We start from the raw sequence: 12,677 nt of genomic DNA on the forward strand, positions 1-12,677 counted from the left end.
TTTACTCAATACTGTAGATACCGGTGTTACAGGCCACACAGTGTTTCTCACCTGCATAGTGACGCCCACACCACACGCAATACCAGGCCCCAATAGGTGCAGAAGCATCCAGCGGAAAGAAGGTGAATATAAACCTTGTGTGCCAGTCTCCCGGCAATGTGGCAGAGTGGTTCAGATGTCTGCACTGCCTCAGCACATCTTTCCCTACTGACCGTGGATCGTGCTCAAACCAGGCGCGAATGCCGGGGTTATCAGAATGCAGTATCAAACGACATCCGCAGGACGGGCAGGTCCAGCGCTCATCAGGCTGGCTGACTGCACTTCTGCTGCTGGTTTGCTCTCCTCTGGTATTCAGGGCCCGATAGCATGGCATTATGAGCATATGGCCTCCCCCTCAGCGTGACAGCCAGACTCACCCTGGCATTGGCCAACATGACGGGCTACCGGTCTTGCATCCGGTACGTAACACTTCAAGCGCTGTATAATTCTGACTTCATCAACAGCAGGATGCGTGTATGGGCACTCTTGTCTGCCTCGTTCAGTCAGTGCAGCAGTAGTATGGGCAAACCAGGGACGATCGGTTTCAGCATGCAGCACCAGGGAACTACCACAGTGATGGCAGGTATAAACGTCAGACGGGGAGCATAGTGCGGTTCTGGCACCGGTAAGCCGTCCGGCAGGGTTACAGGCAAGAAATGATTTTGCGTACATAGTAAGGGTCCTTACCGCCAGACAGCACGCAGGCGTGAGCCATCCCTGTATGGGCAACGTTAAGCGTGGTCACTGGCGGAATGAAGATTCAGAGAATCAGTGGATTGGGGGAAAGCGATTATGACAGGATGGGTATTCAGTGCGCAGAGGCTGCAACGACGTGGTCTATACAGTAACAAAAGGGCATATGCGCTCACCGCTGAACTGACGGTTGCATTGTCTGCAAATCCAGCGTACTGGTGCCTGCCATGTCTTGCTGTTCTGTTTATTCGCCATGAGTGTTTAGCTCCGTGACTTCGCAATGCGTTGCTGTAGCCAGGCTTCCACTTCGCTTTGCAACCAGCGGGAGCTACGCCCCAGTTTGATTGGTTTCGGAAACTCTCCAAGTTGTATCAGTTTATAAAACCATTTGTCTGTTAAACCGGTGAGTTGCGTGATAAAGGCCATATCAACGAATTTGTCGCTGAGAATGCTTATTGGGGTGGTCATCGCTATTTCTCCGTAGATGGTAAGGGAGAAGAAGTCAGATATTCGAATGGTGCAGACTTCTTCAAACGATGACACGCTGGCGTAATTTTTTACCGGATAGATTCAGCTCCGCTTACGCCGCCTGCCACTTACCGCCGGAGCAGGGACCGCGCTGACCCTGTAAATCCGGCGCTCTGTACGCTGCGACTGTTTACCCAGATAGCTCAGGATGTACTGCATACCTTCCCTTCCTCTGCGATCTGAAAAGTTGATTACTCGTTCACCCCGCACCCGGTAATGTCCCTTAGGCTCACACCGGTGCGCATAGCCATCACCATACGTAATTTCCTCCCATCGTGACTGGATGGCTTCCCAGAAGCACCAGACCTTCCGGTGGATCTGACCATTGATATAAAACGCAGCATGAATGTGGTAACGGTGATCTTCCCCATATTCCATTACCCAGGAATATCCCACCAGACCAGATATCTCTGCGCATTGTTCAGTCAGCCATGTCATCTCAGCCGCAAGTTGATAAATATCAGCATCCGCGTATGAATCAGAGTTTTTCCTGTATGCGAAATCCACCCGAAGCATGAGTAATTTCGAATGACAGTCAAATAACCGGTTCTGATGGTTAAATAATACTGACTGAAGAGAACAGTCTGGTTTGTGGTTTGAGTTGATTACGTATTCCATGATAAATATCCCATAACAGTTATTGGTCATGAGATTACGGGAGAGATTAATTTTTTATGCAGAATACCGATTCAGGTTGTCAGCCATGAAAGTATGTTATTGCGTATCATTTTTCACATGTACTGTAACAGTAATTTCTTATTGTAAAATGGAATGAATGTTCATCACACTGGAAAGTCTGACAATCATGATGCTTTACGGCAAAGAATAAACAATGATTCCTTGATTTAGTAAACATTGAATGTACCGGGATGTCTGAAAAGAAATCATCATCCGGTAGACGAAGGAATGCTGTACTTACTGAAGAGTCAGCATCCCTGGATATAAAGAAGTAAGTGGGCAAATAACACATCTTTTATAAAATAACACTAATAACCTTAATGTTTCTTTTCACACAGTCAGTAACCTCCAGAGAATACACACACTACGCAGGTTTAAGTTATCCACACCCTGGTGTTAAAATGATATTAGCCACCATTTCTGTCTTCCGGACTTGATACCTGTACAGGCATGTGTTCATGAAAGATTTGTATACGCACACTTTTTGACTCCCGGAACTGGTCACCCTGCCACTGTAATATTTACTGCAATAGTATCTTGCCGTTATTTATACCGATGCGGGGTTTATTTTCTGATTACTCCCCCGGTATTTTCAGGCACAAAAAACGTAGAAGTAAGAGAGTAATTATTAATTACTCAGGAAAAACATTCCATGCGCGGCCCGGAAAACATGAAAAAAGGTAAATTCATGACGGGCTAACGTATTTATTTTCGAGGGGAAACCGCATTCTCCCCGGCGATAACAATCAGACCACAGAATGCTCTGCAACTGGATGACAGGATAAGATACTCTCTGACCAGGTAAACACAGTCGGAAAAACAGTCTCGCTGTAAGACGCTGATCGGAAGTAACGGAACACCCTCAGTCGCCTGAAAAGACAGTCAGAATCGTTTTCACCTTAAAATCATGTCATAACAATCTGAAACAACAGAAAAAAACAAACACACAAAAAATGACAAACAAATTATATATAATTCATTTAATTCAATGAATTAAGAGGAAATCATAAGCTCTGAATAATGCTTAAAAGGCTATGTTTTACCATGCCGGTTCTGTGATCTAATCACTCTTAATTCAGAGCTTTATACGATATAATTCGGAGGTATAAAAACAGAACCAGTATTCGGGAGAGCAGAATGAGAAGGGACGGACTGAATGATTTTTATGAAGTGAACTTTCTGAGGTTAAGGGAGATAGATGCCACGTATCCATCGGAACCCATACGTTACGTGGACCTGGCTGACATATACAGCTTCATCAGCTTTAAAGATGCAGAATGTGAAAAAATACCGCCTGATAAACTTTCCACTAAAAAAAGAAAAACGCAGGTAACAGACGGCTACGCATGCAATCTTTTGTCGGACATTCTTAAATATGAGAATTCATTACGCCCTAGCTCATCCCGTTCTCTCGCGGGAACGCATAAATATTTGAAGCTTCATTGCGAAGCAACCCCAGAATATAAAGAAGAACTGAAGAAAAATCTTATTCATAAAGAAGATGTGCTACTTAAAATCCAGACTGAATATAACAAAATAAAAAATAAAGCATCCGGAAAAATCACAATAATCCCAATCAGCTTTCACCTCAACTGCAAGACAAATGGAATACTTGAACACATCATCGATGACTTAACCATAATTAACATGGCCTTTGCCTCGATGATGAGTAAAATAAAACACCGCACAATGTACAGCCGGATAGCAGGACATGTAAGACTGGGCATGCTGGATGAGAATTTTGAGCCTTTCGCCCATGTGTTATTTTTTATTCAGGACGGGGCTGTCAGTCATGACTTTATCAGGGAAATTATTGAGGTCTGGTACTCTTTCATCCCTGAAGACATTGAATGCCTGGTGGGTGTTTCTGGTTTTGACTTTAATTTCTTACTCAACTTCCAGCGTGAAGTCATCAACAAACAAAAAAGTTCTCCCACGCCAGGAGGAATAGACTTTTTCATATCCGACATACTGAATCCGTTCCCTGATGTCACTGCACCTGGCTATCGGCGTCATGAACCCTGCACATTATTCTCCCGTCTGCTCAGAAGAACAGAAAGGGAAGATAACATCAACAGAACCCACCGACGACGTCTTGCTGACAGGGAGACAGAAATCAGTGCGACTAAAAAAAAGAGTGGTTATGACAAACTAAAAAACACATCAGCAATTCACAGGGAATATTTTTTAAGAATTGCAAAAAAAGTCAACAAAATTCCTTTTATGCGTACCATAAACTGAATAAACATATCTGCGGAGCGTGCGCCCCTGCTGATATCTGAATAAAATGCTATATCCGCATTTTTAAATTTTTCTCAGTTATATATCACCTCAGTGAATTCCCTCCCGTTTACTTCAGTCAGGCCATCCCCACCGGATGGCCTTTTATTATGCCGAGGCTTATATGAAACATCCTTCGGGCTATGCCCTTATCCGTCGCCATCTGCGGCGCTATCCCCGTATTCTGCGGCAGCATCTTCTCCGGGAGCTCAGCCGCCTCGTCGCGTATGAACCCGTGATTGGCATCATGGGCAAGACCGGCGTCGGCAAATCCTCGCTGTGTAATGCGTTGTTCCGGAGTGAAGTCTGTGCGGTGAATGCCGTGGAGGCCTGTACCCGTCAGCCTCAGCGTGTACGTCTGCGCTTCGGTAACCATTACCTGACGCTGGTGGATTTACCCGGTGCGGGAGAGAGCATCAGCCGTGACAACGAATACCGTGAGCTGTACCGCGAACTCATGCCACAACTCGATATGGTGCTGTGGGTGCTCAAGGCCGATGACCGCGCATTCTCGGTGGAAGAGCTTTTTTATCAGGAGGTATTCGCACAATACAGCGGACCGCTGCCACCGGTGTTATGGGTCCTCAACCAGGTGGATAAAACCGAACCGGCTGAACAGTGGAACTGGCTGTCGGCACAGCCTTCAGTATCACAGAGTGAGCATATTACGCAGAAGCGCCAGGCCGTCGCCCGTCAGATGGGAACAGCAGAGACGAATATTCTTCCGGTGTCAGTCAGGGGGCGGTACCACCTGTCCCGTCTGGTGGAGGCGATGATTACCCGCCTCCCAAAGCAGGCCCGCAGCCCGCTGGTGCCTCACCTGCAGAGCGGGTACCGCACCCCCGGCATTATCACTACCGCCCGCAACAGCTTTGGCGATGCCGTGGTGGAAGTGATTGACGCAGTCATCGACCTGGCCCCGTTGCCACAGGCTGCACGTTACGCGCTCCAGACCGTCACACACACCGTGGCCCGAGCGGCCCGGACCGTCTGGTCCTTCTTCTTTGGCTGACTTCCACATCGATTAGCCTGTCTTCCGTTTCGATAAATAATTTTGCCCTGTCACGATCGATTTTGTCGATCGACCCGATCGGTTTTATTCATTATCCCTGGTAAATATCCGGTTATAGAATTCCTCAGGGATACTGTATTCAGCCATTTACTGATTAAAAATCAATGCGATGAATCGCAGGAGCGCATTCGTCCGGAGAAAAGTAATGAAAAGGTTTTTTATGATACTAACCACCAGTCTGTTGTTCACCTCACTTCCTTCCCTGGCCGCCAGTGATACGCCCGTTACAGTGAAGGTCAGCCATGCCGGTCCTGAGTGCTATGGCTGCGTCTATGTCACCGTGACAGCAAAAACCGACACCGTTCTGATAAAGAAAATCGATGTTAACCGGGGAAAATGCCCGATGCTGACACACCGAAAAATAGCCTACAGGGGCCGGAACGTGGACGGCTGGTGGCCCACAGATAAACCGTTCACACCCCGTAAAATGACCTTCGCTGAGAGTGTCTTCTGGAAATTTGGTCACACTTTGGATTTTGGTAAAGCCTGCAATTTTGTTGAGGCCCGGGTGTTCACCGATCAGGGCACATTCACCGTCAGCCAGTGATATCGCCAGTATCACTTATCAGCCCTCTTTCTTAACGCGTCTCAATGTCTTCAGGAGAGACCCGTATCGTCTTAACCATCACCCTCAGGGAATACTATGAAAAAGAAAATACTGCTTTTCACTCTTCTGATATCTGCTCTGACTCCGGCAGTGTCACAGGCCTTCGGTAACCGTGATACCTGGGCCAGCGGCTGGGGTCAGGGCGTGTCTGAGTTTGTAATTCTGGGGAAAGGACAGTCACAGCTTTACCTGACCTGTGAAGACAACGGCTCACGAGCGGCCACCCTGACCTTCACCGACGCAAACGGCCATCAGGTCAGTATGGATAACGGACAGTCGCTGGACATGAAAATTGACGATGAGGAGCCTGTCAGCGTCAGTGACAGCGAGTCACATGTGGGCTCAGACAACGTGGCATGGGCCTGGAACCAACTGCGCACCGGCAAGCGGGTCATTGTCTCCGGCGAGGGCGTAAAAGCGGCCGTGTTTACGCTGAACGGTGCCGGGAAGGTCCTTCCGGCATTCGGGGACAGCGGTTGTCTGCCGAAGTATGCCCTGCCGTAACAGAAGCTGGTCATGCCTCTTCTGAGAAGCTGGTCATGCCTCTTCTGAATTTATTCACTCTCACCATAATTAGGATCTCAGTCCATGACGGATATCAACACCCTCAGCCAGCGGCTTAACACCCGTACCCTTCATTTTGTCCTGCTGACCCTCATCACCTGCGGCGTCTGGCCACTGCTGTGGCTGTATAAAAAACAGGACATCATCAGTGACACCACCGGTTACCCGCTTTACAGCAATCTATTTATTATCTGGCTGACCGCCTGTTTCGGACTCAGCCGCCAGCTGGGTGCCATGGCAGCGCCTGACCCGTACGGCTACGACTCAACCGGCGATATCCTGCTGGCCATCAGCGGACTGCTCTCAGTGGCCTGCGCCGTAATGTACGTGGTGTGGGCCTTTAAGGCCAGAACAGCGCTGCGTCACTATGCGCTGAACACGTTTCGCTTTGACCTGAAGATGAACGCCTTTTATACCGTACTGTTTAACGTCTTCTACATCACGTACTGTATCAATGACATGCAGCAGGCGCTGGCGAAACACCAGATTATTCACGGTGTCGCTGCACCGGTACCGACCAGCCAACAGGATCGGTCATAGCCGTTACCTCCACCAACGCCCCCCCATAGCGCCCTGCTCATCCGAGTGGGGCGTTTTCTTTTGTCTCACATTCAGGAAATAACCATGAAATTAGCCAGCCGCTTTGGCCGTATTAACCAGATACGCCGCGACCGTCCGTTAACCCGTGAAGAACTGATGCAATACACCCCCAGCGTTTTCGGTGAAGAGAAACATGAATCCCGCTCAGACCGGTACAGCTATATACCCACCATCACCCTGCTCGACAATCTGCAGCGCGAAGGTTTTCAGCCGTTCTTTGCCTGCCAGTCACGGGTTCGTGACCCGGCTCGTCGTGAACATACCAAACACCTGTTACGCCTGCGTAGGGCAGGCCAGATAAACGGTCAGCATGTGCCGGAAATCATCATTTTGAATTCGCACGATGGGGCGTCGAGTTTTCAGTTACTTCCAGGAATATTCAGAAGCGTATGTACAAATTCACTCGTCTGCGGCCAGTCCTTTGGCGAGATACGTGTCCCTCATAAAGGCAATGTGGTGGAAAAGGTCATCGAAGGCGCTTACGAGGTTCTCGGGGTCTTTGACCAGGTGGAAGAGAAACGCGACGCCATGCAGTCACTGCTGCTTCCGCCTGCGGCACAGCAGGCGATGGCGAATGCGGCGCTGACATACCGTTTTGGTGAAGAACACCAGCCGGTGACCGCCGCGCAGATACTGACACCCCGACGGTATGAAGACCGTCAGGATGACCTGTGGACAACCTACCAGAGACTGCAGGAAAACCTGCTGAAGGGAGGTCTTCCCGGACGTACCGCAAAAGGTAAACGCAGCCACACCCGTGCCGTGAACGGCATTGATGGCGATGTGAAACTCAACAGGGCCCTCTGGGTGATGGCAGAGAACATGATGGACCTGTTGAGTCAGTAACCGGAACGCTTCCCACACCTCCCTTTCTTCAGTTCATTTCACATAGTCATACATAAGGAAAATCAACATGACGAGCAACACACTGCCACTGTTCACACCCGCAGACTCCGTCCCCGTCGCAGCTCAAAACCAGATTGCCGCCACCCAGGTCGCCGATGAGAACCGCATCAGCTTCTGGCCGCAGCAGTTTGGCAGCATACCGCAGTGGATAACCCTTGAACCCCACATTTTTGGCTGGATGGACCGGTTTTGCAGGGACTACTGTGGCGGGATATGGAATTTCTTTACCCTCAGCAATGGCGGTGCATTTATGGCCCCGGAGAACGAAAACGATGAGAAATGGACACTGTTTAACAGCATGAACGGTAACGGCGCAGAGATGAGCGCTGAGGCTGCCGGGATAGCCGTCTGCCTTATCGCTTACAGTCATCACGCCTGCCGCACCGAATGCGATGCCATGACAGAGCACTATTATCGCCTGCGGGACTATGCCCTGCTGCACCCGGACTGCCACGCAATTATGCGTATCATTGATTAGGGGAATAACCATGACGAATCCGGCCCCCTTACCCACGTCATCGCAGCCTGATATGTTCCCGTCACTGACCTCACCACACCAGGAAGTCCCCCTGTCCCCGTATGCCCGGCGAACGTTGCGGCGGGCAATGAACCTGCTGGAGCGCCAACTGCGTGAACCTGGTGTGGCCTTCACCTCCGCCAGTGCCACCCGGGACTGGCTGCGCCTGCGCCTGGCAGGGGAAGAGCGCGAAGTGTTTATGGTGCTGTTCCTCGACAACCAGAACCGCCTCATTGCCCACGAGATACTGTTCACCGGCACTATCAGTCATACCGAAGTCCATCCCAGGGAAGTGGTGAAAGCCGCCCTGAAATATAACGCAGCCGCCGTCATCGTTGCCCACAATCATCCGTCAGGCCTGGCAGAACCCAGCCAGGCAGACCGCCGCCTCACGGAACGTCTTAAGCAGGCACTGGACCTGGTGGATATCCGCCTGCCGGACCATCTGGTGGTTGGCGGCATGGAAGTAGTGTCATTCGCTGAACGCGGCTGGCTGTAAGGAGAGCAGCGATGAAGATTATCAGCAAACGTCAGGCGATGGCGCTATATCGCCAGCATCCTGAGTCCAGGCTGTTTCGCTTCTGTTCCGGAAAATACGCCTGGTCCGGCAGCGTCTGCCACTATGCAGGGAAGGAAGTGCAGGATATCAGCGGTGTGCTCGCGGTCTTCGTAGAACGTCGTCAGGACCGCGATGGCCCGTATGTCGTCCTGCGCAGCGTCACGCTCAATTAACGTTAATTTAAGGAAAGCTAAATTGTCGAATAAAATACCCCCCGTAAACCACAATATTGCTGAACCCTGGTGGGGGCTTCAACGCGATATCACGCCCTGTTTTGGCGCTCGCCTGGTACAGGAGGGCAATCGGCTGCACTACCTGGCCGACCGCGCCAGCATCACCGGCACCTTCAGCGACGCGGATTTACGCCATCTCGACCAGTCATTTCCTGTGTTGATGAAACAGCTGGAGTTAATGCTCACCAGCGGTGAACTCAATCCCCGCCATCAGCACTGTGTCACGCTCTATGCAAAAGGGCTGACCTGCGAGGCCGACTCCCTCGGCTCGCATGGTTACGTATACCTGGCGATTTATCCGACACCAGCGGCAACCGCGTAAAGCTTCTTACTACTTACCCTCGTTTTACCCATCAACAAAGAGATCCCACTATGCAAACCCAACCACTATCCTCAACGCAGGAGGCTACACCACGCCCGTCACCGTTGGAGATTTGGCAACGGCTTCTGAGCCACCTGTTGGATCATCACTACGGTCTGACGCTTAACGACACGCCGTTTGGCAACGACGGTGTGATTCAGGAGCATATCGACGCAGGTATATCACTGTGCGACGCCGTGAATTTTATTGTGGAGAAGTACGATCTGGTGCGCATCGATCGTCACGGTTTCAGTACAGAAACACAGTTGCCGCGTCTCACCAGTATCGATATTCTCCGCGCCCGCAAAGCCACCGGGTTGATGACTCGCAACGATTACAGAACGGTGACCGACATCACCACCGGTAAATACCGTGGGGGGCATCGATGAAGTTATCCCTGACAGTAGAAGCCGACGCCATCAACGTTCTGGCCCTGAATGCGGGCCGGATCGCTGTGGATATTGACGGCATTGAACTGGCTGCGCTGATCGATGTGGTCTGTGATAACGGGTATTCCCTTCGCGTTGCTGACGAGCCAGGAAAACTGATTGTTGAAGATCCTCTGCCCCCCTCTGCCCGCGTTAACGGCATTCAGTGCAGTACCGCGCATATTACGGAGGAAGACAACGCTCTGCTGTTTACTCTTTCACACCAGTATGAAGACTTTGGTGAGTCGGAATGGATTAGTTACACCGGGTCGGGTTATCTGCTCCACCTGGGTGCGTGGTCATTTCCGGTCTTACGCCTCAAACGTCTCGGTCTGTCGAAAGCCTGTCGTCGGTTAGTGGTGACGCTTATCCGTCGCTACGCCGTTGGCATTGTTCATCTGGATGCCTTTGGCGAAGTGCTGCCCGGCTTTGACGTTTTCGACTGGTAACCCCACCTCAATCACCACAAGGTTTTCACATGCCAGAATTAACCACTGAAACCGCTCTCGATATTTTGATTTGCTTGCTGCAGGACAACATCTGTTGCGACAGCGGGATTATCTTCGATAACGACGAAGTAAATACCGATTCAGCCGTGCTGTTGCCATGGATTGAACAGGCACTCAGGGATGTTCGCGATCTTCAGCGTCTGCAGCAGACCAGTACAGATTAATTACCTGTCCGTACTCATCACTTACCCATAAGCGCCAGCCCTCACCGACTGGCACTTTGCTTTATATAAGGAAATAAATGATGTCAGACCTTACTCTTAACGAACCCGAAGTATTAACCGGCCACACAGACGTTATTTGCTCCACCAGCATTGAGCGCATCGTCACCGGACGTAATGCGGCGCTGGCGCAGATTGAAGTGCTCATGCAACAACTTAGCGATATTGCAACACTGACCCGCAGTATTGGCGGTAAAACCGCTCTGGACTGGGCCATGAAGCAGGAATTCCGCCGTGGTTGCTGGTTGATGGAAAAACCAGAAACAGCGATGAAAGCCATTACCCGTAATCTCGATCGTGGTATATGGCGCGATTTAATGAAAAAGTCAGGGATGCTTTCCATCATGGACGCTCAGGCTCGTGATCAGTGGTACAGAAATCTTGGGGGGGAGAACATTCCTGCAGTCAGCGAAGCCAACATTCTGAGCACTTTTGAGCAACTGTATCTGAATAAAGGTGATGTGTTTGAGCGGGGTGTCATTAACGTCTTCAAAGGGTTGAGCTGGGATTTTAAGACGAACAGCCCCTGTAAATTTGGAGGGAAAATCATCGTCAGTGGGCTAGTCAAATGTGACCGGTGGGGATTTGGGCTTCTCTGGGGCTGGCAACGCGATCGGTTAGCTGACCTTGAGCGGATGCTGATGCTTCTGGACGGAAAACCGGTTCCCGACAACCGTGCCGACGTCACCCGTCGTCTCGCCAATCATATCCATGAAAACAGGCACAGCAATCGTTACGAGGATGAGATGTTTGCAATCAAATACTTTCAGAAGGGAACTGCTCATATCACCTTTAAGCGGCAAGAACTGGTCGATAAGCTGAATGACATCATCGCACGTCACTACCCTGGAATGCTGGCATCCGGACAGTAATCAGGGGCCTGCACATATGTGAAATGTCAGTATCAGTGCAGAGTTAAACAAACCCCTTGCCAGGTTCGCCTGCTTATGGACAATATGATACTGACGTTCCTGGTGCTTTTCTTCTGGTGGTTTGTTACTGGATTCTGTAACGCACTAGGAGCGTCACCAGACAAAGGACCATCATAAAGTATCAACACATCAGCCTGAGGCGAGTATCCCACTTATCGTCACCGATTCGGGTTTCGGATTCATACCAATCGGGAATGAGGGTACAAATGAGGGCATAAATATAATCACATCAAAAATTTTACTTATAAATCATAAAGATAAAACAAAAGATCGATTCCGAGTCCGGCACCACTATTTAAAGAACCCGCCCTTGAGGCGGGTTTTTGCTTTTATAGTTTCTGATAGCTTCCAGCCGATCGTTTTACTCTATTTCTGACCCGCCACCTCTCACAAACACCACACGTAAACTCAATCTCGCCGTTAACAGCCAATTTCAGTAAGCAGACGCCAGGCATCTATATAAAAATGGGATTCATCGTAACGGGACGTACAGCGGTGGACGATCTTGGGGTGGGTAGCAGGGAAAGTTTTTACGTGGAGCTGGATTGCCTGATGCGCTTTGGCAGGCCGGATAAGGCGGTGTGCCGCATCCGGCAGGTTTCATTTCACACAGACGCAAAAAAGCCCATCCGGCAGGACGGGCTTCTTCACTTTATTTGATGCCTGGCAGTTTATGGCGGGCGTCCTGCCCGCCACCCTCCGGGCCGTTGCGGCGCAACGTTCAAATCCGCTCCCGGCGGATTTGTCCTCCTCAGGAGAGCACTCACCGACAGACAACAGATAAAACAAAAGGCCCGGTCTTTCGACCGGGCCTTTCGCTTTTATTTGATGCCTGGCAGTTCCCTACTCTCGCATGGGGAGACCCCACACTACCATCGGCGCTACGGCGTTTCACTTCTGAGTTCGGCATGGGGTCAGGTGGGACCACCGCGCTACAGCCGCCAGGCAAA

At 50.4% G+C, this 12,677-nt stretch carries 18 protein-coding genes and 1 rRNA gene; 14 read left to right on the forward strand and 5 right to left on the reverse strand.

The window, feature by feature from the left end; translation table 11 throughout:
* Window position 1 precedes the first annotated feature (1 nt).
* From OOJ59_RS26470 to OOJ59_RS26485, 4 genes are all read right to left on the reverse strand, one after another.
* Window positions 2–382, reverse strand: a complete 381-nt coding sequence (locus OOJ59_RS26470; RefSeq protein ID WP_094169369.1) for a putative zinc ribbon protein — start codon at window positions 380–382, stop codon at window positions 2–4.
* Entirely contained in the window at window positions 373–711 is a 339-nt protein-coding gene (locus tag OOJ59_RS26475) for a DUF7828 domain-containing protein (protein ID WP_047660995.1), read from the reverse strand. The genes OOJ59_RS26470 and OOJ59_RS26475 overlap by 10 nt, the downstream gene beginning before the upstream one ends.
* A gap of 282 nt (window positions 712–993) precedes the next feature.
* The gene (locus OOJ59_RS26480) at window positions 994–1,200 is read right to left on the reverse strand and encodes a helix-turn-helix transcriptional regulator (protein WP_047660996.1); all 207 of its coding nucleotides are present in this window, start codon (window positions 1,198–1,200) and stop codon (window positions 994–996) included.
* A 102-nt stretch (window positions 1,201–1,302) separates the two neighbouring features.
* The gene (locus OOJ59_RS26485) at window positions 1,303–1,878 is read right to left on the reverse strand and encodes an inovirus-type Gp2 protein (RefSeq protein WP_160956510.1); all 576 of its coding nucleotides are present in this window, start codon (window positions 1,876–1,878) and stop codon (window positions 1,303–1,305) included.
* A 1,197-nt stretch (window positions 1,879–3,075) separates the two neighbouring features.
* Between OOJ59_RS26485 and OOJ59_RS26490 the strand changes: the two genes are divergently transcribed.
* The 14 genes from OOJ59_RS26490 to OOJ59_RS26555 all read left to right on the forward strand — a co-directional run bounded on the left by OOJ59_RS26490 (window position 3,076) and on the right by OOJ59_RS26555 (window position 11,667).
* A complete protein-coding gene (locus tag OOJ59_RS26490) occupies window positions 3,076–4,179 on the forward strand; it encodes a hypothetical protein (RefSeq protein WP_160955691.1) in 1,104 nt (367 codons plus the stop codon).
* A gap of 163 nt (window positions 4,180–4,342) precedes the next feature.
* Complete coding sequence (locus OOJ59_RS26495) at window positions 4,343–5,230, forward strand: GTPase family protein (RefSeq protein ID WP_160955692.1); 888 nt, start codon at window positions 4,343–4,345, stop codon at window positions 5,228–5,230.
* A gap of 205 nt (window positions 5,231–5,435) precedes the next feature.
* Entirely contained in the window at window positions 5,436–5,837 is a 402-nt protein-coding gene (locus tag OOJ59_RS26500; RefSeq protein ID WP_047660999.1) for a hypothetical protein, read from the forward strand.
* A 96-nt stretch (window positions 5,838–5,933) separates the two neighbouring features.
* Window positions 5,934–6,401 carry a hypothetical protein gene (locus OOJ59_RS26505; RefSeq protein WP_160955693.1) on the forward strand — a complete coding sequence of 156 codons (468 nt, stop codon included), beginning with the start codon at window positions 5,934–5,936 and terminating at the stop codon, window positions 6,399–6,401.
* Window positions 6,402–6,485: 84 nt separating this feature from the next.
* Window positions 6,486–7,001 carry a DUF4234 domain-containing protein gene (locus OOJ59_RS26510; protein WP_103848094.1) on the forward strand — a complete coding sequence of 172 codons (516 nt, stop codon included), beginning with the start codon at window positions 6,486–6,488 and terminating at the stop codon, window positions 6,999–7,001.
* Between the two features lie 84 nt (window positions 7,002–7,085).
* A complete protein-coding gene (locus OOJ59_RS26515) occupies window positions 7,086–7,907 on the forward strand; it encodes a DUF932 domain-containing protein (protein ID WP_103848093.1) in 822 nt (273 codons plus the stop codon).
* A gap of 67 nt (window positions 7,908–7,974) precedes the next feature.
* Window positions 7,975–8,445, forward strand: a complete 471-nt coding sequence (locus OOJ59_RS26520; protein WP_103848092.1) for an antirestriction protein — start codon at window positions 7,975–7,977, stop codon at window positions 8,443–8,445.
* A 52-nt stretch (window positions 8,446–8,497) separates the two neighbouring features.
* Window positions 8,498–8,983 (forward strand): RadC family protein, encoded by a 486-nt coding sequence (radC, locus tag OOJ59_RS26525; protein WP_160955698.1) that lies wholly within the window; start codon window positions 8,498–8,500, stop codon window positions 8,981–8,983.
* 11 nt (window positions 8,984–8,994) lie between these two features.
* Entirely contained in the window at window positions 8,995–9,216 is a 222-nt protein-coding gene (locus OOJ59_RS26530; protein ID WP_160955694.1) for a DUF987 domain-containing protein, read from the forward strand.
* Between the two features lie 22 nt (window positions 9,217–9,238).
* Window positions 9,239–9,598 (forward strand): type IV toxin-antitoxin system YeeU family antitoxin, encoded by a 360-nt coding sequence (locus OOJ59_RS26535; protein ID WP_160955695.1) that lies wholly within the window; start codon window positions 9,239–9,241, stop codon window positions 9,596–9,598.
* A gap of 50 nt (window positions 9,599–9,648) precedes the next feature.
* The gene (locus OOJ59_RS26540) at window positions 9,649–10,026 is read left to right on the forward strand and encodes a TA system toxin CbtA family protein (protein ID WP_160955696.1); all 378 of its coding nucleotides are present in this window, start codon (window positions 9,649–9,651) and stop codon (window positions 10,024–10,026) included.
* Entirely contained in the window at window positions 10,023–10,514 is a 492-nt protein-coding gene (locus tag OOJ59_RS26545; protein ID WP_160955697.1) for a DUF5983 family protein, read from the forward strand. The genes OOJ59_RS26540 and OOJ59_RS26545 overlap by 4 nt, the downstream gene beginning before the upstream one ends.
* Before the next feature lie 29 nt (window positions 10,515–10,543).
* Window positions 10,544–10,738, forward strand: coding sequence for a DUF957 domain-containing protein (locus OOJ59_RS26550; protein ID WP_047661001.1), 195 nt, complete (start codon window positions 10,544–10,546; stop codon window positions 10,736–10,738).
* An 80-nt stretch (window positions 10,739–10,818) separates the two neighbouring features.
* Entirely contained in the window at window positions 10,819–11,667 is an 849-nt protein-coding gene (locus OOJ59_RS26555) for a DUF4942 domain-containing protein (RefSeq protein ID WP_040229927.1), read from the forward strand.
* An 890-nt stretch (window positions 11,668–12,557) separates the two neighbouring features.
* Here the strand turns inward: OOJ59_RS26555 and rrf are convergent.
* A 5S ribosomal RNA gene (rrf, locus tag OOJ59_RS26560) occupies window positions 12,558–12,673 on the reverse strand.
* Window positions 12,674–12,677: the final 4 nt, after the last annotated feature.

Source organism: Citrobacter sp. W9, from assembly GCF_026719375.1.
In the GTDB taxonomy this organism is placed as follows: domain Bacteria; phylum Pseudomonadota; class Gammaproteobacteria; order Enterobacterales; family Enterobacteriaceae; genus Citrobacter; species Citrobacter werkmanii.

Bases quoted from the DNA above. Each gene is read 5' to 3' on its own strand.
- OOJ59_RS26470 (WP_094169369.1), bottom strand. From the start codon at position 382: ATGCTCATAATGCCATGCTATCGGGCCCTGAATACCAGAGGAGAGCAA.
- OOJ59_RS26475 (WP_047660995.1), bottom strand. From the start codon at position 711: ATGTACGCAAAATCATTTCTTGCCTGTAACCCTGCCGGACGGCTTACC.
- OOJ59_RS26480 (WP_047660996.1), bottom strand. From the start codon at position 1,200: ATGACCACCCCAATAAGCATTCTCAGCGACAAATTCGTTGATATGGCC.
- OOJ59_RS26485 (WP_160956510.1), bottom strand. From the start codon at position 1,878: ATGGAATACGTAATCAACTCAAACCACAAACCAGACTGTTCTCTTCAG.
- OOJ59_RS26490 (WP_160955691.1), top strand. From the start codon at position 3,076: ATGAGAAGGGACGGACTGAATGATTTTTATGAAGTGAACTTTCTGAGG.
- OOJ59_RS26495 (WP_160955692.1), top strand. From the start codon at position 4,343: ATGAAACATCCTTCGGGCTATGCCCTTATCCGTCGCCATCTGCGGCGC.
- OOJ59_RS26500 (WP_047660999.1), top strand. From the start codon at position 5,436: ATGAAAAGGTTTTTTATGATACTAACCACCAGTCTGTTGTTCACCTCA.
- OOJ59_RS26505 (WP_160955693.1), top strand. From the start codon at position 5,934: ATGAAAAAGAAAATACTGCTTTTCACTCTTCTGATATCTGCTCTGACT.
- OOJ59_RS26510 (WP_103848094.1), top strand. From the start codon at position 6,486: ATGACGGATATCAACACCCTCAGCCAGCGGCTTAACACCCGTACCCTT.
- OOJ59_RS26515 (WP_103848093.1), top strand. From the start codon at position 7,086: ATGAAATTAGCCAGCCGCTTTGGCCGTATTAACCAGATACGCCGCGAC.
- OOJ59_RS26520 (WP_103848092.1), top strand. From the start codon at position 7,975: ATGACGAGCAACACACTGCCACTGTTCACACCCGCAGACTCCGTCCCC.
- radC (WP_160955698.1), top strand. From the start codon at position 8,498: ATGTTCCCGTCACTGACCTCACCACACCAGGAAGTCCCCCTGTCCCCG.
- OOJ59_RS26530 (WP_160955694.1), top strand. From the start codon at position 8,995: ATGAAGATTATCAGCAAACGTCAGGCGATGGCGCTATATCGCCAGCAT.
- OOJ59_RS26540 (WP_160955696.1), top strand. From the start codon at position 9,649: ATGCAAACCCAACCACTATCCTCAACGCAGGAGGCTACACCACGCCCG.
- OOJ59_RS26545 (WP_160955697.1), top strand. From the start codon at position 10,023: ATGAAGTTATCCCTGACAGTAGAAGCCGACGCCATCAACGTTCTGGCC.
- OOJ59_RS26550 (WP_047661001.1), top strand. From the start codon at position 10,544: ATGCCAGAATTAACCACTGAAACCGCTCTCGATATTTTGATTTGCTTG.
- OOJ59_RS26555 (WP_040229927.1), top strand. From the start codon at position 10,819: ATGTCAGACCTTACTCTTAACGAACCCGAAGTATTAACCGGCCACACA.